This window comes from Streptomyces sp. NPDC045026 (assembly GCF_056432625.1).
Genome location: NZ_JBWKIS010000043.1, coordinates 1 through 21,113, shown reverse-complemented (window position 1 = coordinate 21,113; position 21,113 = coordinate 1). Strand labels below are relative to the sequence as shown.

Below are 21,113 nucleotides of genomic sequence, written 5' to 3'. Positions count from 1 at the left end.
CCCCGGGGTCCGCAGGCCACGGTCGGGCCCGACCTCAGGGACATTTCCGGGTACGGCCTCCTCCGCAGGTCCCGGTCCGGGGCTGTCAGCGGGGGTCCGACCTGGGTGGGGCAGGGGTCGTCACACGTGCCGGTTGGGGCCCCCGGCGCCCGGCTGGAAGACTGGACCCATGAACGACGCCTCTCCCGCCTCCGCCCCTCAGGGCCGCCCCGTCCTCGACGTCTGGTGCGAGCTCCAGTGCCCCGACTGCCGCACCGCTCTCGACGACGTGCGCGCGCTCCGGGCCCGCTACGGCGACCGCATCGACCTGCGCCTGCGGCACTTCCCGCTGGAGAAGCACAAGCACGCTTTCGCCGGCGCGCAGGCGGCGGAGGAGGCTTTCGAGCAGGGGGAGGGCTGGCCGTACGTGGAGGCCGTGCTCGGCCGGGTCGAGGAGCTCGACCGCAAGGGCGAGCCGTTCCTCGTCGAGGTCGCCCGCGAACTCGGCCTGGACGCCGAGGAGTTCGACACCGCGCTCGTCGACGGCCGCCACATCCTGATCGTCGACGCGGACCAGGCCGAGGGCAAGGCTATCGGCGTGACGGGCACACCCACGTACGTCATCGACGGCGAGCGGCTCGACGGCGGCAAGAGCCAGGACGGTCTGCGAGAGCGCGTCGAAGAGATCGTCGATCGGCTGCTCGGCTCATAGCCCCGCCCCTGCCCGCGCGCCGCTCAGATCAGCGCCTTGTACAGGTGGAACTCGGTCGCCCGGAATCCGAGTGACTCGTACAGGCGGACGGCCGGGGTGTTGCCCGCAAAGACGCTGAGCCCCAGGCGGGCGGCGCCCGCGGCGCGCGACTCGGCCTCCGCGAGGAGCATCAGCGAGCGTCCGTGGCCGTGCCCTCGGTGCTCGGCCGCGACCTCGACGTCGTAGACGTAGGCGCTCTCGCCGCGCAGCGCGACCCACAGCGTGCCCACGACCGCGCCGTCCGCCTCAAGGACGCTCAGGACCGCGTCCCGGGTGGCGAGCCCTTCCGCGAGCGTCGCCGCGTGATCGGCCTCGGCCTTGGCGCGTGCCTGGGCCTCGGGGACGCCCCGATCGACCAGGCTGCGCACGTACCCGGCCCGCGTGTGCGTCTCCCACGCGGTGAACTCGGGGCCGGTCATCCGCCGTCCGGCGCTGCCCGCCGGGAGGGCGGGGGGCTCGGCGGTGATCTCCTTCTCCATGTTCCGGTTGCGCTCGACGTAGCCGAGGGCGGTGGCCAGGCCGAGGGCGCGCTCGGCCGACGCGGGGATCGAGACCTCGATCCGGCCGCAGCCCCAGCCGCGCGCCACCTCCTCGGCGGCGAGCGCGGCGACGGTGCCACGGCCCCGCCCGCGGTCCGCCTCGTCGATCCGCAGATCACGGATCCGGGCCACCCCCTCGCCGTAGCCGGGATGGGTGCCCAGACGCAGTTCGCCGACGGGGCGGCTGTTCACACACACCTGGTAGTGGCGTGACCGCGTCCCGTCGGCGGCGCGCTGAAGCGGCTCGGTCGGCCGCAGAGTGGTGGTCATCAGGGGTGTTCTACCCGCCCGGTGACCACCCCGTCACCCGGATTACGAGTCGCTTCGGATCACGGGTCGAGGTCGTCCGCCGCGCGCTCGTCGAAGACGCGCATCACCTTCGCGGTGACGGGTCCGGGCACGCCCGGCAGCTCACGTCCGTCGACCCGGTGCACGCCCTGCACATCGCGCAGCGTGGACGTCAGGAAGATCTCGTCGGCGCGCTCGAGGACGTCCAGCGGCAGATCGGTCTCCTTGGCGCCGGTCCACTCGACGGCCAGAGCGCGCGTGATGCCCGCGAGGCAGCCCGAGGCCACCGGCGGGGTGTGGATCTCACCGTCGATGACGACGAAGACGTTCGACCCCGTGCCCTCGCACAGCTGCCCCACCGTGTTGGCGAACAGCGCCTCGGAGGCGCCCTGTTCGCGCGCGCGGGCGAGCGCGACGACGTTCTCCGCGTACGAGGTGGTCTTCAGGCCGGTGAGCGCGCCGCGTTCGTTGCGCGTCCACGGAACGGTGACCGTGGCGGTGGAGTCGGGACGCCGGGCGGCCTCGCCGAGGGCGACCACCAGCGTCGCCCCGGCCTCACCGCGGTCGGAACCCAGCGGGGAGAGCCCTCCGGTGTACGTGATCCGCAGCCGGCCGAGCGGCATGGGGTTGGCCTCGATGACGGCGTCGCAGGCCCGGCGCACCTCGTCGAGGTCGGGCTCGGGCAGACCGAGCCCGCGTGCGGAGCGGGCCAGCCGGTCCAGGTGGCGGGTCAGCGCGAACGGCTTCCCGTCGACCGACTTCACGGTCTCGAAAATGCCGTCGCCCACGGTCAGGCCGTGGTCGAACACCGAGACACGGGCGGCCTCAAGGTCCTGCAGTGTGCCGTCGAGCCAGATCTTCACGTAGGTATCCCTCCACTTTCCTCGTACGTACCCGACGCTACCGCTAGCAGCCGGGAAGCCTTCAGTTCGGTCTCCCGCCACTCACCGTCGGGGTCCGAGCCCCAGGTGATGCCTGCGCCGGTGCCGAACCGCAGGACGCCCTCGGCCCGGTCGGCCCAGAACGTGCGGATGCCGACGGCCAGCTCGCCGGTGCCCCGGTCGGCGTCGACCCAGCCGATGCCGCCGCAGTACGGGCCGCGGGGCGCCGTCTCCAGGGCGTCGATGATGCGCAGGGCGCTGGACTTGGGCGCTCCGGTGACCGAGCCGGGCGGAAAGGCGGCGTCGAGCAGGTCGCGCCAGCCTGCGCCTTCGCGCAGTTCGCCGCGGACGGTGGAGACAAGGTGGACGAGGCCCGGGTGCTTCTCGACGACGCACAGCTCCGGGACGGTCACGGAACCGGTCGCGCAGACGCGTCCGAGGTCGTTGCGGACCAGGTCCACGATCATCACGTTCTCCGCGTAGTCCTTCTCCAGGAGATCCGCCTCGGTGCGGCCCGTGCCCTTGATCGGTCCGGACTCGATGATCCGCCCGGTGCGGCTCACGAAGAGCTCGGGAGACGCGGTGGCTATCTCCACGCCGTGCGCGGGCAGCCGGATGGTCCCCGCGTAGGGGGCCGGGTTGCCGCGTGCGAGGAGCGCCGTGAGGGCGTCCACGTCCGCGCCCGGGGGAAGGGGCGCGGACAGGACGCGGCAGAGGTTGGCCTGGTAGACCTCGCCGGCCGCGATGTGGGTGCGGATCCTGCGGACGCCCTCGGTGTACGCGGCCCGGTCGAGGGACGAAGTCCAGTCACCGGCCGCGGGCCCCTGCCAGGCCCCTGGGACCGGAGCGGGCACGGGTTCCTCCCGCACGGAGTCGAAGCGGGCGCACACGAGGCGGCCCTCGAAGTCTGCGGAGACGGCCCAGAAGCCGGCGGAGTCCAGCGCCTCGGGATCGCTGGTCACATCGCGCAACTCGGTCGCTACAAGACCGCCGAAGCGGGCCAGCGGGGGCAGGTCGTGAGGGAGGTCGCGCACGTCTTCGAGTCTATGGCGGGTGTCCCCCGCGTGACCTGGGGTGGTCGCACCGCAGCACGCTGCGCAAACGCGTTTTTGTACTGGCCCAGGAATCCGCTAGAGTTCAACACGTCGCCGGGACGCGCAAGCGAAACGGAAACGACAAGCGGACGTAGCTCAGTTGGTAGAGCGCAACCTTGCCAAGGTTGAGGTCGCCAGTTCGAACCTGGTCGTCCGCTCAGGAAGTGGGGGATCTTCCCGAACCCCCACACTCCTGGTGGAGTGGCCGAGAGGCGAGGCAACGGCCTGCAAAGCCGTCTACACGGGTTCAAATCCCGTCTCCACCTCCAAGGACGATTAGCTCAGCGGGAGAGCGCTTCCCTGACACGGAAGAGGTCACTGGTTCAATCCCAGTATCGTCCACTGGATCATCGCGAAGGTCATCTTCCCGACGGTCCGAAACCCCGCGCGATTAGCTCAGCGGGAGAGCGCTTCCCTGACACGGAAGAGGTCACTGGTTCAATCCCAGTATCGCGCACGCAGCACCACTCACGGGTCCTGATACAGTCTGGTCCGTCCCGCGCGATTAGCTCAGCGGGAGAGCGCTTCCCTGACACGGAAGAGGTCACTGGTTCAATCCCAGTATCGCGCACAGTCAAGAAGCCCCCAGCCTTTCGGCCGGGGGCTTCTTCACGTGCGGGGCGGCTCAGGAGGAGAAGAGCATCCGGCCGAAGCCGCCCTTGTGGTGGCCGTGGTGACCGTGGTGGCCGCCGTGGTGCGGGGCACCCCAGGCCGGGGCGGGGGCCGACGGGTACGCCTGCGGGGCCGGCGGCGCGGGCGGCGCCTGCTGCTGCCACTGGGACTCGAGCCGCGTCAGGGACTCCAGCTCGCCGTAGTCGAGGAATATCCCCCGGCAGCCGCTGCACTGCTCGATCTGGACGCCATTGCGGTTGTACGTGTGCATCGGTGCATGACACTTGGGGCACTGCATGGTCGGCTCAACTCCTCGCCGTTCGGCACTTCTTCGCCGGAACACTTCCCGGCACCGGTCCGTTGCACCCTACTTCGCGGCGTCGTGTGCCAACTCGGCCGGTACCGCTGCCATTCGGTCACAGGCGTCCACCAAGGCCTCCTCGGCCTCGTCGAGCGCCCGGCCGGCCGCGACGGCCTTGGCCACGGCGAGTGCCGCGGTCTGGACGGTGAGGGCGCGGGCCGGGGCGTCCAGGGCGGACCAGGGGTCGCCCTGCAGCGACGGAGCGCCGCCCGCCTCCTGGTACGCGGTGAGGAACCTGGTCCACTCCTGTGCGGGAAGCAGGCCGCACGCGAACCACGCGGCGGGGCGGGCGAGGTCCCAGGCCGGATCCCCTGTGCCGAGGTCGTCCACGTCGATCAGGAGCCAGGGGCCGGTGTCTGCGGGGCGGCGGACGAGCTGGCCGAGGTGCAGGTCGCCGTGGCACAGGGCGGACGCGGGCCCGCCCGGGGTCTCGGCGCGGGCCCAGGGCGGCAGGCCCGACCAGGCGCGCAGGATCGGCGCGGACGCCGGGTGGGGGCCGGCGGCCAGGAGCCGAGCGACGGCGAGGGCCGCCTTGGCGGGGCCGCGCATGGGCGGGAGCGGGCCCGGGAGTTCCGCCACGGGCACCGCGTGGAGGCGGGCCAGGAGCGTGGCCGCGTCCTCCCACGGCGCGTGTTCGGGGGCGTCGGGGTCCACGGGGCTGCCGTGCGGCCAGCAGGTGACGAGCCGGTCGTGCAGATCCGCCGCGACCGGCGTGAGCGGCGGCAGCAGGATCCCGGGGAGCGCCGCCGCCGCGGCGAGGCGGGCGTTGAGCTCGGCGGGGTCCGTGTCCGGGGCGTGGGCCTTGGCGACGACGTCTCCGTGGCGCACGACCGTGCCGTCCGCGCGGTCGGCGAGTACGGCGCCTGCGGCCCGGCAGGCGCAGGGTCCCTGGGTGCCGTGCGCCGCGCCGTGTGCCGTGGCGGTGAGTGCGGGCAGCAGGACAGTTGCGGTCATCGGTGGTTCCCCCCGGGTGGTGTCACCGTGAGCGTACGCAGCATCGGGCGGGTGGGTCCTACCGGTGTGCGGGCAGAACAATGGCCGCGCAGCTCCCCAGCTGCGCGGCCATCATGTGCCGTCCGCCGCACCCCCGTCCCCACGGGGTTTCATGGCCGGATGTCCCCGCCCGGACCGCTCTTCCGGGCCTGGGGCGCCGCTCAGCGCCCCAGCATCACGCCCACGGACGACGCTTGTGTGACCACTGCGTCCCAGCCGCCGAAGACGACTACGAGCAGGGCCGCCAGGGGAAGAACCATGGCCGTCGCCACCAAGGGGTGACGGCGCTCGGAACGACGGCCGCCGAACGCGGCGAATGCCCTGCGTCCCTGCGTGCGGACCATCGTCCGCGGTGCCGTGTCCGCCATGGTTCCTCTCCCGGTCAAGATCTTCGGTTTGGCAGCGGCGGGTACCTGACCTCGGGGGACGAGTGCTTGCACCCGCCGCTTGACCTCAAATCTAGGCGCGTCAGGAGCCACGGTCGTCATGCCCTCGTACCGATTGCCGGGCCTCCCGGAGGATGACCGCCGCCGCCTCGCCTACTCCCCTGGGTGGAGAAGAGGACCTAGGTCCTGGGCTGGGTCTCGGGGTCTTCCCGGAGGGGACGCGTGGCGCGGGCCGCCGCCTCCGAGGGCTCCTCCCTGGGTACGGGCTGCTCGACCAGGGCGAGCACCCGGGTCGCCATGAATCGTGCCGTACGCACGACAGAGCCGGAGCGGGTGACTTCGCTCACTTCCACCACGCCCCTGCGGACCGCCGTCTCGACCCGGCGGCCCGCCCGGCTCGCCACCACCTCGTACGTGCGCGTCGTGTCCCCCGCGTCCACGACTATCTCCACTCGGTCACCCTTCACAGGCCCAATCCCCCTTCTACGACGGATGGTTGGCGATCAGGGCAGCTGCGGGCCGCACCGCTCCCGCTTTCCCTGACCACCTCTCAAGTTTCCCACCGGGCACTGACAATCGATCGGATCGCGAGGGCGCGGCCTATGCGCGCACCCGGCTGTGGAAACGTAAGCTGTCGCTCGTCAAACGGACCGGGCAGCGGGGATGGACATGGCGATGATGCGCCTGAGGCGCGAGGACCCGCGTGTCGTCGGCTCGTTCAGGATTCACCGGCGGCTCGGCGCGGGCGGGATGGGCGTCGTCTATCTGGGATCCGACCGCCGCGGCCAGCGCGTCGCGCTGAAGGTGATCCGGCCCGATCTGGCGGAGGACCAGGAGTTCAGGTCGCGCTTCGCGCGTGAGGTCTCCGCGGCCCGCAGGATCCGGGGCGGCTGCACGGCCCGCCTGGTCGCGGCCGATCTCGACACCGACAAGCCGTGGTTCGCCACCCAGTACGTCCCCGGGCCCTCGCTGCACGACAAGGTCGCCGAGGAAGGGCCGCTGGCCGCCTCCGACGTGGCCGCGGTCGGTGCGGCGCTCTCCGAGGGGCTCGTCGCCGTGCACGAGGCGGGCGTCGTGCACCGGGACCTCAAGCCGTCGAACATCCTGCTGTCGCCCAAGGGCCCGCGCATCATCGACTTCGGCATCGCCTGGGCGACCGGCGCCTCCACGCTCACCCACGTCGGGACGGCCGTCGGATCCCCCGGGTTCCTCGCCCCCGAGCAGGTGCGGGGCGCGGCCGTCACGCCCGCCACGGATGTCTTCGCGCTCGGCGCTACCCTCGCGTACGCGGCGATGGCCGACTCGCCCTTCGGGCACGGCAGTTCCGAAGTGATGCTGTACCGGGTCGTGCACGAGGAGGCCCAGCTGCACGGCGTGCCGGACGCCCTGTCTCCACTGATCCGGGCGTGCCTCGCCAAGGACCCCGAGGAGCGGCCCAGCACGCTCCAACTGTCGCTGCGGCTCAAGGAGATCGCGGCCCGCGAGGCGCAGGGCCTCGGCGACACCAGGCCGCCCGCCCCGCGCGTGGACACGGACCGGCCCACGGGCCGGCTCGCCGAGAGTTACGCGGAGCAGCGCACGCAGCGCCGGGCGCCGCAGGGCACCCCCCCGCCGCGGCCGAGCAACGGTTCCTCACGGACCGGCAGCAGCACGCGGCCGGGCGCACCCCGCAACACGACGCGTTCGGGCTCGCGCCCCGCGCCCCGCAGCAACGGGGGGCGGCAGGGGCCGCGTACGACGGGCACCGGGAAGCGGCGGCCCGCCAATCCGCGGCTGCTGCGCCAGCGGCTCTTCGTGTTCGTGGTGGTGACGCTGCTCGTGGCGCTGGGGATCGCGGCGGCGCAGGGCTGCCAGGGGCCGTCGCGCGGGCTCGGTGAGCCGCGCGACGGCGTGCACGCGCAGGAGACCCTGCCCCGTCCCTACCTCTGAGGCCGCGCGGTCAGGACTGGGGGCGGCCGGTGGCCACCGCGTAGAACGCGACGGCGGCCGCCGCGCCCACGTTGAGTGAGTCGACGCCGTGGGCCATCGGGATGCGGACCCATTCGTCGGCGGCGACCAGGGCCTGGGTGGAGAGTCCGTCGCCTTCCGCGCCGAGCATCAGGGCCACGCGGTCCATCTTGTGCGGGGCCGCCTCGTCGAGGCTCTTCGCCTTCTCGTCGGGGGTGAGCGCGAGCAGGCTGAAGCCCGCCTCGCGCACCGACTCCAGGGACTTGGGCCAGGATTCGAGGCGCGCGTACGGGACCGAGAAGACGGCGCCCATGGAGACCTTCACCGAGCGGCGGTAGAGCGGGTCGGCGCAGTCCGGGGAGAGCAGGACCGCGTCCATGCCGAGGGCGGCCGCGCTGCGGAAGATGGCGCCGATGTTCGTGTGGTCGTTCACTGCTTCCATGACGACGACGCGGCGCTGCGTGGCGAGGAGTTCGGCCGCGGTCGGGAGCGGCTTGCGCTGCATCGAGGCGAGGGCGCCGCGGTGCACGTGGTAGCCGGTGACGCGCTCGGCGAGGTCCGGGCTCACGGCGTAGACCGGGGCCGGGACCTCGTCGATGACGTCGCGCATGACGTCGACCCACTTGGCGGAGAGCAGCATGGAGCGCATCTCGTACCCGGCCTGCTTGGCCCGTCTGATCACCTTCTCGCCCTCGGCGATGAACAGGCCCTCGGCGGGCTCGCGCCTGCGGCGGAGCTCGACGTCGGTCAGGCCGATGTAGTCGCGCAGGCGCGGGTCGTCGGGATCTTCGATGGTGATGAGACCTTGAGCTTCAGCCACAGGTTGATACTGCCTTGTCCTGGGTGCGGTGCCAACGGCTCGGAGCAAGTTCCGTTACCGCTGGTTACGTGTGGGGGTGGATGAGGGGTTACGCGGTGCGCCGCGGGCCCACCGCGACCACGTCGCCGATGACGATGACGGCGGGGGGCCGCACCTCGTGGGTGCGGACGGCTTCCTCGACCGTCTCCAGGGTCGCGTCCACGCGGCGCTGGGCGGCCGTGGTGCCCTCCTGGACCAGGGCGACCGGCGTCTGCGCGGACTTGCCGTGCGCGATGAGGGTCTCGGCGATCCGGCCGATCTTGTCGACGCCCATCAGGACGACGAGGGTGCCGCGCAGCTTGGCGAGGGCGGGCCAGTCGACGAGTGAGCGCTCGTCGTCGGGTGCGACATGACCGCTGACCACGGTGAACTCATGGGCGACGCCGCGGTGGGTGACCGGGATGCCGGCCGCGCCGGGGACGGAGATCGAGCTGGAGATGCCGGGGACGACCGTGTACGGGATGCCCTCGGCCTCCAGCGCGATGGCCTCTTCCATGCCGCGGCCGAAGACGTACGGGTCGCCGCCCTTGAGGCGTACGACGGCCTTGCCCTGCTTGGCGTGCTCGATGAGCGCGTTGTTGATGGCCTCCTGGGCCATGTAGCGGCCGTACGGGATCTTCGCCGCGTCGATGACCTCGACGTGCGGCGGGAGTTCGTCGAGCAGGTCGCGGGGGCCGAGCCGGTCCGCGATGACGACGTCCGCCTCGGCGAGGAGGCGGCGGCCGCGGACGGTGATCAGGTCGGGGTCGCCGGGTCCGCCGCCGACCAGGGAGACGCCGTTGGTCCGCTTGCGGTGGTGCGGGGCGACGAGCGTGCCGTCGCGCAGGCCTTCGACGATCGCGTCGCGCACGGCAGCCGTGTGACGGGGGTCGCGGCCGGCGGCGTCCGTGGTCAGGACGGCGACCGTGACGCCCTCGGAGCGGCCGGTGGCCGGTGTCCAGGCGGTGGCCGCGTCGGCGTCGTCGGAGCGGACGCACCAGACGCGGTGGCGCTCGGCCTCGGCGGAGGCCGCCTCGTTCGCGGCGCGGTCGCCGGTGGCGATGAGGGCGTACCAGGCGTCGGCCAGGTCGCCGTCCGCGTACGGGCGCTGCGACCAGGTGAGTTCGCCGCCGTCCCCCATGGCCTCCACCGAGGGCGTCGCGGTGGGCGAGATCAGGTGGATGTCGGCGCCCGCCGCGATGAGGGCCGGCAGACGGCGCTGGGCGACCTGGCCGCCGCCGAGGACGACTACGCGGCGGCCGGTGAGGCGGAGGCCTACGGGGTACGCGGGGTGTTCTGCGGCCATGGGCGTGCGGCTCCTCGTGCGGGTCGTGCGTGTGACGGGTGATGCCTGTACGAGGCTCGCTTCGGCGCTGGAGCGGGCCTTTGACGTGCGCGTTCAGCGTACGGGGCGGGCGGGACCCCTGTCCCGGCCCGCCCCTGTGGCAGTGAGGGCTGCCGCCCTCGGCCCTGCTACTTCTCCGTGACGCCCGCCGAGTCGAACGTCGCCACCTCGTGCATGGCGCGGGCCGCGCTCTGGACGATCGGCAGGGCGAGAAGCGCTCCGGTGCCCTCGCCGAGGCGGAGGTCGAGGTCGACCAGGGGGCGCAGGCCCAGCTTGTTCAAAGCCGCGACATGGCCGGGCTCCGCGCTGCGGTGGCCCGCGATGCAGGCCGCGAGGACCTCGGGGGCGACGGCACGGGCGACCAGGGCGGCCGCTCCGGCGCTGACGCCGTCCAGGATCACCGGGGTACGCAGCGACGCGCCGCCCAGGAGGAGGCCGACCAGCGCCGCGTGCTCCAGGCCGCCGACCGCGGCGAGGACGCCGATCGGGTCGGCCGGGTCCGGCTGGTGGAGGTCGAGCGCGCGGCGGACGACCTCGACCTTGCGGGCGTGGGTCTCGTCGTTGATGCCCGTGCCGCGGCCGGTCACCTCGGACGGGTCGACGCCCGTGTAGACCGAGATCAGGGCGGCCGACGCCGTGGTGTTGGCGATGCCCATCTCGCCGGTGAGGAGCGCCTTGTTGCCGGCCGCGACGAGATCGCGGGCCGTCTCGATGCCGACCTCGATGGCCGCCTTGACGTCCTCGCGGCTGAGCGCGGGCCCGGTCGTCATGTCGGCGGTGCCGGCGCGGACCTTGCGGGGCAGCAGGCCCGGGGTCGCCGGGAGTTCGCTCGCCACGCCCACGTCGATGACGCAGACCTCGGCGCCGACCTGGTTCGCGAACGCGTTGCAGACCGCGCCGCCGCCCAGGAAGTTGGCGACCATCTGGGCCGTGACCTCCTGCGGCCACGGGGTGACGCCCTGGGCGTGCACGCCGTGGTCACCCGCGAAGATCGCGACGGCCGCGGGCTCCGGGATCGGCGGCGGGCACATCCGTGACAGGCCGGACAGCTGTGCGGAGATGATCTCCAGCATGCCGAGCGCGCCGGCCGGCTTCGTCATCCGCTTCTGCCGCTCCCACGCCTCGCCGAGCGCCTTGGCGTCCAGCGGGCGGATGTTGGAGACGGTCTCGGCGAGAAGGTCGTGCGGGTCCTCGCCGGGCAGGGCGCGGCGGCCGTACGTCTCCTCGTGGACGACCCAGGACAGGGGGCGGCGCTTCGACCAGCCGGCCTGCATCAGCTCGGGCTCGTCCGGGAACTCGTCGACGTAGCCCACGCAGAGGTAGGCGACGACCTCGAGGTGGTCGGGCAGGCCGAGGGTGCGGACCATCTCGCGCTCGTCGAAGAAGCTGACCCAGCCGACGCCGAGGCCCTCGGCGCGGGCCGCGAGCCACAGGTTCTCGACGGCGAGCGCGGAGGAGTACGGGGCCATCTGCGGCTGCGTGTGGCGGCCGAGGGTGTGGCGGCCGCCGCGCGTCGGGTCGGCGGTGACGACGATGTTCACCGGGGTGTCGAGGATGGCCTCGATCTTCAGTTCCTTGAACTGCTTCGCACGGCCCTTGGGAAGGGACTTGGCGTACGCGTCCTTCTGGCGCATGGCCAGTTCGTGCATCGTGCGCCGGGTGTCCGCGGAGCGGATGACGACGAAGTCCCAGGGCTGCGAGTGGCCGACGGACGGCGCCGTGTGGGCGGCCTCGAGGACGCGGAGCAGCACGTCGTGCGGGATCGGGTCGCTGCGGAAGCCGTTACGGATGTCGCGGCGCTCGCGCATGACGCGCAGGACGGCCTCGCGCTCGGCCTCGTCGTAGCCGGGAGCTGCCGGGCCCGCGAGGTCGTCGGCCGGGGCCGGCGGCGTCTCGGGGTTCCCGTCCGCCGAGGCCTCGGAGGTGAGGTCGGCGGGGTCGGCGTCGACGGACTGCTCGATGGAGGCGGACTCGCGGGGCGCGGGGACGAGGATCTCCGGCTCGCCCTCCACGACCGTCTGCTCCGCTTCCACGGTGACGGGCTCGGCGGCCTCGGGAGCCGTCTCCGGCTCCACCACGTCCGCGCCGGCCGGGACGGGGGTGTCGTGCACGGCCTCGGGGAGAACGGACGAGGCCTCGGCGGGCACCTCGAACGCCTCGGGCGCCTCAGCGGTCCCAGCGATCTCAGCGGTCCCTGAGAGCTCGGGGGCCTCGGGGGCCTCCGGGATCTCAGCAACCTCAGCGGCTTCAGGGGCTTGAGTGGCTTGAGCGGCTTCGTACGTCGCCTGCGGCTCGTTCATCGCGTGCGCTTCGTTCATCGCGTGCGCCGATTCGTTCATCGCGTGCGCTTCGTGTGTCTCGGGTACCACGTGGACTTCGTGTGCTTCTTGCGCTTGGGGGACCTGGTCCGCGACGGGTGTTTCGGGGGCCTCGCCGATGAGGACGGGGGCCGGGGCGGCGGGCGCCGCCGGTTCGGGCAACTGGGCCGCGGGCTCGGGCAGCGGCGGCACGACCATGTGCTGCGGCGGCGTCGGTGCCAGGTGCGGCGTGGTCGGGATCGTTCCCTCGACGGGCACGAACTGGCCGAGCGGCTGCGCCGCCTGGTCCGCCGGCCCCTCGGCGGGGGCCTGCGGGAAGTGCTGGCCCTGAACTGCCTCGGGCGCCGGTGCGAACTGGCCGGAGTGCGGGTCGACGGGCAGCTCACCGGGGTGCGCGGCCATCTGCTGAGGCCCCGCGTAGGCGGCGACGGGCTCGGGCTGCGGCGCGAACTGCGCCCCCTCGGCGCCTTGTGCGAACTGCACGCCGTTCGGAGCCGAGGAGTAGTCGAAGGCGTACTCGGCCGGCGTGGCCTGGTCCTCGGCGAACAGACCGCCCTCGGGAGCCGCGGCGTACACCGGCACCTCCTCGGGGGCCGCGAACTCCGGGGCTGCCGAGCCCTCCACCGACTGCACGGCCTGCACGGCATCCAGGTCCTGCACGTCCTGCATGACCTGCATGTCCTGCGGGTGCTGCGGGTGCTGCGGGTGCTGCGGCGCCTGGGCGAACCCGGCGGCGTCGCCGACGGTCTGCTGCGTGGGAGCGGCCGGTGCGACGGGAGTGGCGTCCGGGACGACCGTTTCTGCTGCGGCCTCCGGTGCGAACTCTGCGGCGGGGGTCTCGAAGCCCTGCTGCGGCGGCTGCGCGCCCCAGGGAGCGGCGCCCTGCGGCGGGATCTCACCGAGCTGCGGCGCCGGGGCGCCCGTCTCGTCGCGCGGGATGTCGAGGTACTCGGGTCCCGTCGTGGGCGGGCCCGCCTGACGGACCGGCACGGGGTTCGGCGGCGTGTGCGCGGGACCGCGGTCGGCGAGGGAGCGTACGGGGCTGCCCGTACCGTCCGGCACCGGCGGGCCCATGTGCAGCGGGCGACGCGCGGGCCCGGGGTGCGGGGCGGGCGAGGGCCCCGGCACTCGGACGCCGTTCAGGTCAACCTGGCCGCTGTCCCGGCCCGCCGTCTCGTGCGGGCCCGGCTCGTGCGCGGCGGGCATCGGGGCGGCCTGCGGCTCGCCCCAGGCGCCCTGCGAACCCGGCATCAGCAGCAGATCGTCTTCTTCGGTAGGGGTTACGGAGGGATCGAGGAAGGTGTACGCACCCGGGGCGGGGACGCCCGGCTGTTCCACCGTGCCTGCGTTCTCCGGCAGCCCCTCGCCCGGAACCTGGCCGGTGTCGGTCATGCGTACCCCTCGCCCATCGGTTAGTGCTTCTTCGGCAGCCCCCGGCCGTCGGCCGGGGATGCGACCCCAGTGACCGGAGCGGCGCACCGACCACCCGTCATGAAGAACGAGCGTGAGTGCCGTGCGGCACGACCGGCTGAGGACAACAGGTATTGTCCCGGTCGGCCGGCTGCCACCGCACCTGGATCGGGCACGGCCCGCTGTGGACTGCGCCACGTTGCGCATCCTCCGGTCCTGCCGTACCACACGCACCCCAAAAGTGGCGCGTTTTCCGGACATTGACCGACGGAAAGCCGGGCGTCCAGGTGCAGTACAACGATCGGCCAGCCTACCGCGCGCCCCGGAGCGACGGGGTCACGGGTTGCGGTCGGGCAACTCCCCGGAGAGCAGGAACCCCACGGTCCGCTCCTTCTCGGTCCAGGCGCGAGTGTCCAGTTCGACGGACTGCAGGAGCGAGCACTCGACCCGGTAGCCGTGCTCCGTCAGGTCCCTGCCGATGAGTTCGGCGGCATCGCGTGTCGCGGCGTGCGTCACGATGCGTTCGGGACGCCGGTCGGCGACCGCGGAGACGACGGCGGCTCCCCCGCCCCCGATGCGTACGACATCGGGCTCGGGCAGGTCTTCGAGGATGTGGGGCGCCGTGCCGTGCACGATCTGCGGCTGCACGCCGAAGCGGCGGGCGGTGGCGAGGGTGCGGGCGCAGGCGTCGGGGTCGCGGTCGACGGCGATGACTGCGGCGCCGAAGCGGGCGGCCTCCGCGGTGAAGGCTCCGCTGCCGCAGCCGATGTCCCAGACGAGGTCGCCCACGCGCGGTCCGGTGCGGGCGAGTTGGGCGGCGCGCAGCGGCTCGGTCTCGCCCTCGCCGAGGCGGCCGCCGTACTCGGCGCCGGGCAGTGCCCAGCCGCGCGGGGCGGCCGAGGGGGCGCCTCCGGCGAGCCAGGCGCTGTCGTCGGCCGGGGCGGTCGGGCCGCCGATGACGATGACGACGTTCGGGTCGCGCCAGGTGTGGTCGGCGGCCTTGTCGCTGGTCACCACGGTGACCTGCTCGCGGTCGGTGCCGAGTTCCTCACAGATGACGAAGGTGCGGTGCACGCCTTCGAGGAGCAGTCCGAGTTCGACGGGGCCTGCTCCGGGCGAGGTGAGGACGGCGACCTTGGGGTGGGCGCGGCAGACGTTGACGGCGCGGCGCAGGGTGCGGCGGTGGGCGACGACGACCTGGGCGTCGTCCCAGGGCATGCCGGCGCGGGCGAAGGCCTGGGCCACGGAGGAGACGGCGGGGACCACTTCGACCTCGAGGCCGAACTCGGGCGCGCGCAGGGTGCGTACGACGCCGAAGAAGCCGGGGTCTCCGTCAGCGAGGACGACGGCGGTGCCGCGGTGGGCGGCGATGCGGCGAGCGGCGAGCGCCACGCTGCCGAGCCTGATCCGCTCGGCGCGGTCGGGCACCTCGGGCAGGGCGAGGTGGTGGCCCGCGCCCGCCACGAGAGTGGCGGCGCCGAGCGCGGAGCGTGCCGCCGCGGTCAGGGGCGAGCCGTCCCAGCCGATCACCGTGACCCGGTCGGCCATCGTCGTCAGTCTCCTGGAGGTTCTCGCGGGTCGAACGGGCTCGGTGAGCGTACCTGGTGTACCTGGGTGCGACCGCTGGGGTCAGTTCCAGTCCGAGAAGGCCGTGTATCCCCCGGTTTCGGCGAACTCGTCGGCCACACCGTCGAGGTCCTCGGGCAGCAGACTCCACACGATGAAGTCGGTCCGCAGCTCTTCCCAGCCGCCGTCCTCGGTACGGGTACGCGCTATGCACGCGTTGCGCAGGACGCCCTCGCTGATGCAGCCGATCTTCTGGGCGACCTGCTGGGACGCGGTGTTGTCGGCCGCGGTGCGCAGCTCCAGGCGCTCGAGGCCCTGCTCGCGGAAGAGCCAGCGGGCGGTGGCCAGCGCCGCCTCGGACGCGTAGCCCTCGCCGCGGGCCCAGGGGGCGATGATGTACGACAGCTCGGTGGAGCCCACGTGCCAGTTGGTCTTGCCGAGCTGGACGATGCCGACCAGGCGCTGGGTGAGGAACTCGGTGACGGCCAGGTCGAGGCCGCGGCCCGCGATGCGCTCGGTCGGGGCGTACTGGGTGATCCAGGTGCGGGCCTGGTCCTCGGTGAAGGGCTGGGGCACGGAGGTCCAGGCGGCGACCATCTCGTCGTTCATCATCTCGGCGAGGGCGGGGGCGTCGTCCTCCTCGAGGGCGCGCAGGACCAGCCGATCCGTGCTGATGGAGATGTCCGGGAAGCCCCGAGTACCAGTAGTCATGGCGCCGCTCCGTAACCTTCATGGCCTGGTGAAGTGCCCAGCATGCAGCATGAAGGCACGTAACTGCACCATGGGGTCCTCTCCCGGTGCGGAAGAGGACCCCATGTAGGTGCGGTGGCTGCGGGTGGTGTCAGCCGGCGGTGACCGGAAGCACCGAGCCCTGGTACTTGTCCTCGATGAACTTCTTCACCTCGGGTGAAGTCAGCAGCGTGGCAAGCTTCTTGACCCGGGGGTCGTCCTCGTTGCCCTTCTTGACGGCGAGGACGTTGTTGTACGGGTTGCCCTTCGCGGACTCCACGAGGATGGCGTCCTTCTTGGGGCTCAACTTCGCGTCGAGCGCGTAGTTGTTGTTGATGACGGCCGCGTCGACGTCGCTCAACGAGCGGGGCAGCTGGGCCGGTTCGAGCTCCTTGAAGACGAGCTTCTTCGGGTTGGACGCGATGTCCTGCGGGCTCGCGTTCGCGCCGGCGCCCTTCTTGAGCTCGATGACCCCCTTGGAGGCCAGGAGTTCGAGCGCCCGGCCTTCGTTGGTGGTGTCGTTCGGCAGTGCCACGGTCGCTCCCTCACGGAGCTTGGTGACGTCTTCGACCTTCTTGGAGTAGACACCCATGGGCGGCAGGTACACCTCGGTGACCGCGCTCAAGGTGGTGCCTTTGGACTTGTTGAAGTCGTCCAGATAGGGCTTGTGCTGGTACAGGTTGGCGTCGAGGGTGCCGTCCTGGAGCGCGGTGTCCGGCAGGACGTAGTCCGTGAACTCCTTGATCTCCAGGTCGAGTCCGGCCTTCTTCGCCAGGTGCTGCTGTACGTACGTGAGGACTTCGCCGGCCGGCGTCGGGGTGGCGCCGACGACGAGCTTGCCGCTCTTGTCGCCGGAGCCGGACCCCGAGTCGCCGGACCCGCAGGCCGTCAGGCCGAGCGCGAGGGCTCCGGCGATGACGGCGGCGGGAATCGTTGCGGTGCGCATCGCGGCGATCAGAAGGAGGGAAGGACGGAGCCGGCGTACTTGTCCTCGATGAACTTCTTCACCTCGGGCGACGTCAGCAGCTTCGCGAGCTTCTTCACGCGCGGGTCGTTCTCGTTGCCCTTCTTCACGGCGAGGACGTTGTTGTACGCGTTGTTCTTCGTGGACTCCAGGGCGAGGGCGTCCTTGGCCGGCTTGAGGTCGGCACCGATGGCGTAATTGCCGTTGATCACCGCGGCGTCGACGTCCTGCAGGGAGCGCGGGGTCTGGGCCGCCTCGACCTCCTTGAACTGGAGGTCCTTCGGGTTCTTCGCGATGTCCTGCGGGGTCGCGGTGGCCTCGGAGCCGCTCTTGAGCGTGATGAGCTTGTTGGCGGCGAGGAAGCGCAGGGCGCGGCTCTCGTTGTCGGCGTCGTTCGGGAGGGCGATGGTGCCGCCCTTCTTCAGGTCGCCGAGCGCCTTGGCCTTCTTGGAGTAGAGGCCGAGCGGCTCGAGGTGGACCGTGGCGACCGACTCGAGGTGAGTGGCGTTCTTCTTGTTGAAGTCTTCCAGGTAGGGCTGGGTCTGGAAGTAGTTGGCGTCCACGGACCCGTCCTCGGTCGCCGTGTTCGGCGTGACGTAGTCGGTGAACTCCTTGACCTCGAGGTTGAGGCCTTCCTTCTTCGCCAGGTGGTCCTTCACGTACTCGAGGATCTCGGCGTGCGGGACGGGCGTCGCGGCGACGACGAGCGGGTCGGAGGCCTTGGCCTTCGTGTCGCCCTTGTCGGAGCCGCAGGCGGTCAGGCCCAGGGTGAGGGCGCCGGTGGCGAGGACAGCAGCGGTGATCTTGGTGGTGTTACGCACGAAAAGTGCCTTTCTCCATGGGTGGTGCAACCCGCCGGGTGGGACGGGGAGACAGGGAACAGCAGGTCAGTGGATCAGCGGGTCTTTGCCGGGGCGGCGTCCGCGGTGACGGGACCGCCGGGCAGCAGGCCCGCGAAGGCGCGGAAGCGGAGCGGTTCGCCGCCCTTGCCGGCCCGGCGGTGCAGGACGCGGGCTCCGCTGTCGCCCGCGAGCTGGATGACGGCGATGGTGACGGCGAGGACCGCCACGATGATCCACATCAGCTCGGTCTCGAAGCGCTGGTAGCCGTAGCGGATCGCGAGGTCGCCGAGGCCGCCCGCGCCGACCGTGCCGGCCATCGCGGAGTAGCCGATGATCGCGATGATCGTCGTGGTGGTGGCCGAGATCAGTGACGGCAGCGACTCCGGCACGAGGACCTTGCGGACCACGGTCCAGGTGTTGCCGCCCATCGACTGCACGGCCTCGATCAGGCCGCCGTCGACCTCACGCACGGAGGTCTCGACGAGCCGCGCGAAGAACGGGATGGCGCCGATCGCGAGCGGCACGATGGCGGCCTCCCGGCCGATGGTGGTGCCGACGATCCAGCGCGTGAAGCCCATCAGCGCGACCATCAGGATGAGGAAGGGCATCGAGCGGACGACGTTCACGATCTGCCCGATGACCTTGTTCAGAACGGCGTTCTGGAGCAGGCCTCCGCGGTCCGTAAGGACCAGCAGGACGCCGAGGGGCAGGCCCGCGACGACGGCGATCAGCGTGGACCAGCCGACCATGTAGAGGGTGTCCCAACACGCCTGGGACAGCAGCGGCTGCATCTCCGACCAGGTCACTTGGTGACACCTTCCTTCAGCAGTACGGGCGCGCCGCCCTGTTGTCCGTGGATCTCGACCTGGAGGCCCTGCTCGCGCAGGAAGCCGATCGGCACGACGTTCTCGTCGAAGCGGCCGGGCAGCTCGATGCGCATGCGGCCGACCTGCTTGCCGGCGACGGTGTCCATCGCGGCGCCGAGGATCGAGATGTCGATGTTGTACGTGCGCGCCATCTGCGAGATGACCGGCTGGGTCGTCGACTCCCCGTGGAAGGTGACGTCGATGACGGTGCGGTCCGCGCCGCTGGCGTCGCCGCTGACGGGGAACAGCGCGGCGGCGAGCTCGGAGCCGGGCGTCGCGAGCAGTTCACTGACCGTGCCGGACTCGACGATCTGTCCGCGCTCCATGAGGGCGGCGGAGTCGCAGACCGTCTTGACGACGTCCATCTCGTGCGTGATGAGCAGGACGGTCAGGCCGAGCTGCTGGTTGAGATCGCGCAGGAGCTGGAGGATGGAGCGGGTGGTCTCGGGGTCGAGGGCGCTGGTGGCCTCGTCGGAGAGCAGCACCTTCGGGTCGCCGGCCAGGGCGCGGGCGATGCCGACGCGCTGCTTCTGGCCGCCGGAGAGCTGCGCCGGGTAGGACTTGGCCTTGTCGGCGAGGCCGACCAGGTCGAGGAGTTCCAGCGCCTTGCGGGAGCGTTCCTTGCCCGACTTGCCGAGGATTTCGAGCGGCAGCTCGATGTTGTCCTGGACGGTGCGCGAGGACAGCAGGTTGAAGTGCTGGAAGACCATGCCGATACGGCTGCGGGCCTCGCGCAGCTCCTTGCCGGCGCGGGAGCCGCGGCCGACGAGGGCGGTGAGGTCCTGTCCGGCGACCGTCACGGTGCCGGAGGTGGGACGCTCCAGGAGGTTGACGCAGCGGATGAGCGAGGACTTGCCGGCGCCGGACTGGCCGATGACGCCGTACACCTCGCCCTCGCGGACGTGCAGGTCGACGCCGTCGAGGGCGGTGACCTCTCGACCGCGCGAGCGGTAGACCTTGGTGAGGCCCTGGGTGGTGATCACGTGGGATTCCGTCACTGTCGATGGCGCGGCGCGGGTGAGCGCCTGCGGCGGGCATTCATGGTCGGGATCGGCCTGGACGCAGCACGGTTCTCGCTGTGGCGGTGGAACCGGGGGAGACTGTGCGCGGGGCGGCCCGGTCGCGTACGGCACAAGCACGGACTGGGCACGGCGTTTCGCTTCGGGGCGCGAGAAACAGGCGTTGCGGGGGCCCTCAGAAGGCGCACATTCGACACATACAACGAGCACCGGGCGTCATCGTCGCCTCGGTCGCAAGGGTGCGGCTGCTCGTCGTGGTCATGCGAAAAGTAAAGCAGAAGAGCGCCGGGATCCCCGAACCGCTGTCCGAATAGCGGACAGCCCTGGACGGTGCCCGCCTCGGCCCGAGCCGCACCCGGTACCCCGTGCGGCCAGTGCGGACAGGGGCAGGAGGTGGTTCCCGCCCTCGTAGGGGCCGGGCCCGGCACCCGGCGCGCTGTGGCCAACGCCACGGTGGCGGGGGCGCGCGCACCGGGCCTTTTCGGCCGTAATAGGGTCTCGGCATGCTTGATGCCCTGACGGTCGCGACCGCTGTCGCCGCGCTCGCGCTCGCCGCCTGGTGCGGCTTCGCCGCCTACCGCGACCAGCCGACCAAGGACTGGCACTTCATCGGCATGGCCGTGGTGTCACTGCTCGCTGCGGTGCAGCTGGTTGTCGGCAGCGTCCAGCTGGTCCGGGGCGAGAAGCCGGACCAGGGCACGACGATCTTCGTGGCGTATCTGATCGGCGCGTTCGCGTGCATCCCGGCGGCCGGCTTCATGTCGCTCGCCGAGCGCACCCGCTGGGGTTCTGTGACGGTGGCGGCCGGCGGCATCGTGCTGGCCGTCCTGCAAGTGCGGCTCTATGACATCTGGGGAGGCTGAGGTGTCCGTGACCTCACAGAGCGAGAGCGGCAGCAAGCCGCAGAAGCTGACCAGTGGCCCCGGCACGCTGCTGGTGTGGCTGTACGGCGTGATGGTGGTCGGCGCGGTCTCGCGCTCGGCCGTCCAGATCTCGACGGACTTCGGCCACGCGCCGCTCGCGTACTCGCTGTCGGCGCTCGCGGGCATCGTGTACGGCTTCATCACGTACTCGCTCGTGCGCGGCGGGGAGAAGGCCCGCAAGGCGGCGCTGGTGTGCTGCGCCGCCGAGCTCGTGGGCGTACTGACCGTGGGCACCTGGACGCTGGCGGACCCGTCCGCGTTCCCGGACGCCACGGTCTGGTCGGACTACGGCATGGGCTATCTGTTCATTCCGGTGCTGCTCCCGGTGACCGCGATGTTCTGGCTCAACAAGGCGCGCCGGGCTACGCGCTAGCTGTATTGCCCTGAAGCGTTGTTTGCGCGGCTGATGGGGGGCTTGCCTGCGAGTGCGGTGTGGCATCGGTGGTGGTTGTAGGTGTGGAG

20 protein-coding genes and 5 tRNA genes are annotated in these 21,113 nt (G+C 71.8%); 9 read left to right on the top strand and 16 right to left on the bottom strand.

Features of this window, described 5'->3' with window-relative positions:
• Positions 1-169 precede the first annotated feature (169 nt).
• On the top strand, positions 170-691 hold the full coding sequence (locus AC07EJ_RS43435) for a DsbA family protein (protein ID WP_389483848.1): 522 nt from the start codon (positions 170-172) through the stop codon (positions 689-691).
• A gap of 23 nt (positions 692-714) precedes the next feature.
• On the opposite strand, the gene AC07EJ_RS43430 is transcribed toward AC07EJ_RS43435, so the two are convergent.
• The 3 genes from AC07EJ_RS43430 to AC07EJ_RS43420 are packed head-to-tail and all read right to left on the bottom strand — an operon-like array spanning position 715 to position 3,472.
• On the bottom strand, positions 715-1,539 hold the full coding sequence (locus AC07EJ_RS43430) for a GNAT family N-acetyltransferase (protein WP_389483850.1): 825 nt from the start codon (positions 1,537-1,539) through the stop codon (positions 715-717).
• Positions 1,540-1,598: 59 nt separating this feature from the next.
• Positions 1,599-2,420, bottom strand: a complete 822-nt coding sequence (locus AC07EJ_RS43425) for an aminotransferase class IV (RefSeq protein ID WP_389483852.1) — start codon at positions 2,418-2,420, stop codon at positions 1,599-1,601.
• Entirely contained in the window at positions 2,417-3,472 is a 1,056-nt protein-coding gene (locus tag AC07EJ_RS43420; RefSeq protein ID WP_389483855.1) for a chorismate-binding protein, read from the bottom strand. Before AC07EJ_RS43420 ends, AC07EJ_RS43425 begins: the two co-directional genes overlap by 4 nt.
• A 145-nt stretch (positions 3,473-3,617) precedes the next feature.
• On the opposite strand from AC07EJ_RS43420, the gene AC07EJ_RS43415 reads away from it, so the two are divergent.
• The 5 genes from AC07EJ_RS43415 (at position 3,618) to AC07EJ_RS43395 (ending at position 4,103) form a co-directional block, all read left to right on the top strand.
• Positions 3,618-3,690: transfer RNA gene (locus AC07EJ_RS43415), tRNA-Gly, on the top strand.
• A gap of 37 nt (positions 3,691-3,727) precedes the next feature.
• Positions 3,728-3,801, top strand: a tRNA-Cys gene (locus tag AC07EJ_RS43410).
• Between the two features lies 1 nt (position 3,802).
• Positions 3,803-3,874: transfer RNA gene (locus tag AC07EJ_RS43405), tRNA-Val, on the top strand.
• Positions 3,875-3,917: 43 nt separating this feature from the next.
• Positions 3,918-3,989: transfer RNA gene (locus AC07EJ_RS43400), tRNA-Val, on the top strand.
• 42 nt (positions 3,990-4,031) lie between these two features.
• Positions 4,032-4,103: transfer RNA gene (locus tag AC07EJ_RS43395), tRNA-Val, on the top strand.
• Between the two features lie 54 nt (positions 4,104-4,157).
• On the opposite strand, the gene AC07EJ_RS43390 is transcribed toward AC07EJ_RS43395, so the two are convergent.
• The 4 genes from AC07EJ_RS43390 to AC07EJ_RS43375 all read right to left on the bottom strand — a co-directional run bounded on the left by AC07EJ_RS43390 (position 4,158) and on the right by AC07EJ_RS43375 (position 6,351).
• Entirely contained in the window at positions 4,158-4,442 is a 285-nt protein-coding gene (locus AC07EJ_RS43390) for a TFIIB-type zinc ribbon-containing protein (protein ID WP_100597023.1), read from the bottom strand.
• 69 nt (positions 4,443-4,511) lie between these two features.
• Entirely contained in the window at positions 4,512-5,459 is a 948-nt protein-coding gene (locus tag AC07EJ_RS43385) for a phosphotransferase family protein (RefSeq protein ID WP_478886313.1), read from the bottom strand.
• Positions 5,460-5,659: 200 nt separating this feature from the next.
• Positions 5,660-5,866 carry a hypothetical protein gene (locus tag AC07EJ_RS43380; protein WP_389483860.1) on the bottom strand — a complete coding sequence of 69 codons (207 nt, stop codon included), beginning with the start codon at positions 5,864-5,866 and terminating at the stop codon, positions 5,660-5,662.
• A gap of 197 nt (positions 5,867-6,063) precedes the next feature.
• Entirely contained in the window at positions 6,064-6,351 is a 288-nt protein-coding gene (locus tag AC07EJ_RS43375) for a hypothetical protein (protein ID WP_389483863.1), read from the bottom strand.
• A 196-nt stretch (positions 6,352-6,547) separates the two neighbouring features.
• On the opposite strand from AC07EJ_RS43375, the gene AC07EJ_RS43370 reads away from it, so the two are divergent.
• A complete protein-coding gene (locus tag AC07EJ_RS43370; RefSeq protein WP_389483866.1) occupies positions 6,548-7,813 on the top strand; it encodes a serine/threonine-protein kinase in 1,266 nt (421 codons plus the stop codon).
• Positions 7,814-7,823: 10 nt separating this feature from the next.
• Here AC07EJ_RS43370 and AC07EJ_RS43365 read toward each other — a convergent pair whose 3' ends face one another.
• The 9 genes from AC07EJ_RS43365 to AC07EJ_RS43325 form a co-directional block, all read right to left on the bottom strand.
• A complete protein-coding gene (locus tag AC07EJ_RS43365; protein ID WP_362906015.1) occupies positions 7,824-8,651 on the bottom strand; it encodes a TrmH family RNA methyltransferase in 828 nt (275 codons plus the stop codon).
• An 88-nt stretch (positions 8,652-8,739) separates the two neighbouring features.
• Positions 8,740-9,975 (bottom strand): uroporphyrinogen-III C-methyltransferase, encoded by a 1,236-nt coding sequence (gene cobA / locus AC07EJ_RS43360; RefSeq protein WP_389483868.1) that lies wholly within the window; start codon positions 9,973-9,975, stop codon positions 8,740-8,742.
• Between the two features lie 167 nt (positions 9,976-10,142).
• Positions 10,143-13,724, bottom strand: coding sequence for a nicotinate-nucleotide--dimethylbenzimidazole phosphoribosyltransferase (gene cobT / locus AC07EJ_RS43355; RefSeq protein WP_478886312.1), 3,582 nt, complete (start codon positions 13,722-13,724; stop codon positions 10,143-10,145).
• Between the two features lie 354 nt (positions 13,725-14,078).
• On the bottom strand, positions 14,079-15,290 hold the full coding sequence (gene cbiE, locus AC07EJ_RS43350; protein ID WP_478886311.1) for a precorrin-6y C5,15-methyltransferase (decarboxylating) subunit CbiE: 1,212 nt from the start codon (positions 15,288-15,290) through the stop codon (positions 14,079-14,081).
• A gap of 81 nt (positions 15,291-15,371) precedes the next feature.
• The gene (locus tag AC07EJ_RS43345; protein WP_389483877.1) at positions 15,372-16,019 is read right to left on the bottom strand and encodes a GNAT family N-acetyltransferase; all 648 of its coding nucleotides are present in this window, start codon (positions 16,017-16,019) and stop codon (positions 15,372-15,374) included.
• A gap of 130 nt (positions 16,020-16,149) precedes the next feature.
• The gene (locus AC07EJ_RS43340) at positions 16,150-16,983 is read right to left on the bottom strand and encodes a MetQ/NlpA family ABC transporter substrate-binding protein (protein ID WP_389483879.1); all 834 of its coding nucleotides are present in this window, start codon (positions 16,981-16,983) and stop codon (positions 16,150-16,152) included.
• Between the two features lie 8 nt (positions 16,984-16,991).
• Entirely contained in the window at positions 16,992-17,822 is an 831-nt protein-coding gene (locus tag AC07EJ_RS43335) for a MetQ/NlpA family ABC transporter substrate-binding protein (RefSeq protein ID WP_389483881.1), read from the bottom strand.
• 74 nt (positions 17,823-17,896) lie between these two features.
• Positions 17,897-18,649, bottom strand: a complete 753-nt coding sequence (locus tag AC07EJ_RS43330) for a methionine ABC transporter permease (protein WP_389483884.1) — start codon at positions 18,647-18,649, stop codon at positions 17,897-17,899.
• Positions 18,646-19,692 carry a methionine ABC transporter ATP-binding protein gene (locus tag AC07EJ_RS43325; RefSeq protein ID WP_389483886.1) on the bottom strand — a complete coding sequence of 349 codons (1,047 nt, stop codon included), beginning with the start codon at positions 19,690-19,692 and terminating at the stop codon, positions 18,646-18,648. Before AC07EJ_RS43325 ends, AC07EJ_RS43330 begins: the two co-directional genes overlap by 4 nt.
• Before the next feature lie 539 nt (positions 19,693-20,231).
• On the opposite strand from AC07EJ_RS43325, the gene AC07EJ_RS43320 reads away from it, so the two are divergent.
• Together AC07EJ_RS43320 and AC07EJ_RS43315 are read left to right on the top strand one after the other, a co-directional pair.
• Positions 20,232-20,591: a hypothetical protein gene (locus tag AC07EJ_RS43320; RefSeq protein ID WP_389483889.1), complete on the top strand. Its 360-nt coding sequence runs from the start codon at positions 20,232-20,234 to the stop codon at positions 20,589-20,591.
• Positions 20,572-21,024, top strand: coding sequence for a hypothetical protein (locus AC07EJ_RS43315; RefSeq protein ID WP_389483891.1), 453 nt, complete (start codon positions 20,572-20,574; stop codon positions 21,022-21,024). The genes AC07EJ_RS43320 and AC07EJ_RS43315 overlap by 20 nt, the downstream gene beginning before the upstream one ends.
• Positions 21,025-21,113: the final 89 nt, after the last annotated feature.

What these genes read in the sequence shown, in the direction of transcription:
- AC07EJ_RS43435 (WP_389483848.1), top strand. Translation starts at nt 170, where the DNA reads ATGAACGACGCCTCTCCCGCCTCCGCCCCTCAGGGCCGCCCCGTCCTC.
- AC07EJ_RS43430 (WP_389483850.1), bottom strand. Translation starts at nt 1,539, where the DNA reads ATGACCACCACTCTGCGGCCGACCGAGCCGCTTCAGCGCGCCGCCGAC.
- AC07EJ_RS43390 (WP_100597023.1), bottom strand. Translation starts at nt 4,442, where the DNA reads ATGCAGTGCCCCAAGTGTCATGCACCGATGCACACGTACAACCGCAAT.
- AC07EJ_RS43385 (WP_478886313.1), bottom strand. Translation starts at nt 5,459, where the DNA reads ATGACCGCAACTGTCCTGCTGCCCGCACTCACCGCCACGGCACACGGC.
- AC07EJ_RS43380 (WP_389483860.1), bottom strand. Translation starts at nt 5,866, where the DNA reads ATGGCGGACACGGCACCGCGGACGATGGTCCGCACGCAGGGACGCAGG.
- AC07EJ_RS43370 (WP_389483866.1), top strand. Translation starts at nt 6,548, where the DNA reads ATGGACATGGCGATGATGCGCCTGAGGCGCGAGGACCCGCGTGTCGTC.
- cobA (WP_389483868.1), bottom strand. Translation starts at nt 9,975, where the DNA reads ATGGCCGCAGAACACCCCGCGTACCCCGTAGGCCTCCGCCTCACCGGC.
- cobT (WP_478886312.1), bottom strand. Translation starts at nt 13,724, where the DNA reads ATGACCGACACCGGCCAGGTTCCGGGCGAGGGGCTGCCGGAGAACGCA.
- cbiE (WP_478886311.1), bottom strand. Translation starts at nt 15,290, where the DNA reads ATGGCCGACCGGGTCACGGTGATCGGCTGGGACGGCTCGCCCCTGACC.
- AC07EJ_RS43345 (WP_389483877.1), bottom strand. Translation starts at nt 16,019, where the DNA reads ATGACTACTGGTACTCGGGGCTTCCCGGACATCTCCATCAGCACGGAT.
- AC07EJ_RS43340 (WP_389483879.1), bottom strand. Translation starts at nt 16,983, where the DNA reads ATGCGCACCGCAACGATTCCCGCCGCCGTCATCGCCGGAGCCCTCGCG.
- AC07EJ_RS43320 (WP_389483889.1), top strand. Translation starts at nt 20,232, where the DNA reads ATGCTTGATGCCCTGACGGTCGCGACCGCTGTCGCCGCGCTCGCGCTC.
- AC07EJ_RS43315 (WP_389483891.1), top strand. Translation starts at nt 20,572, where the DNA reads ATGACATCTGGGGAGGCTGAGGTGTCCGTGACCTCACAGAGCGAGAGC.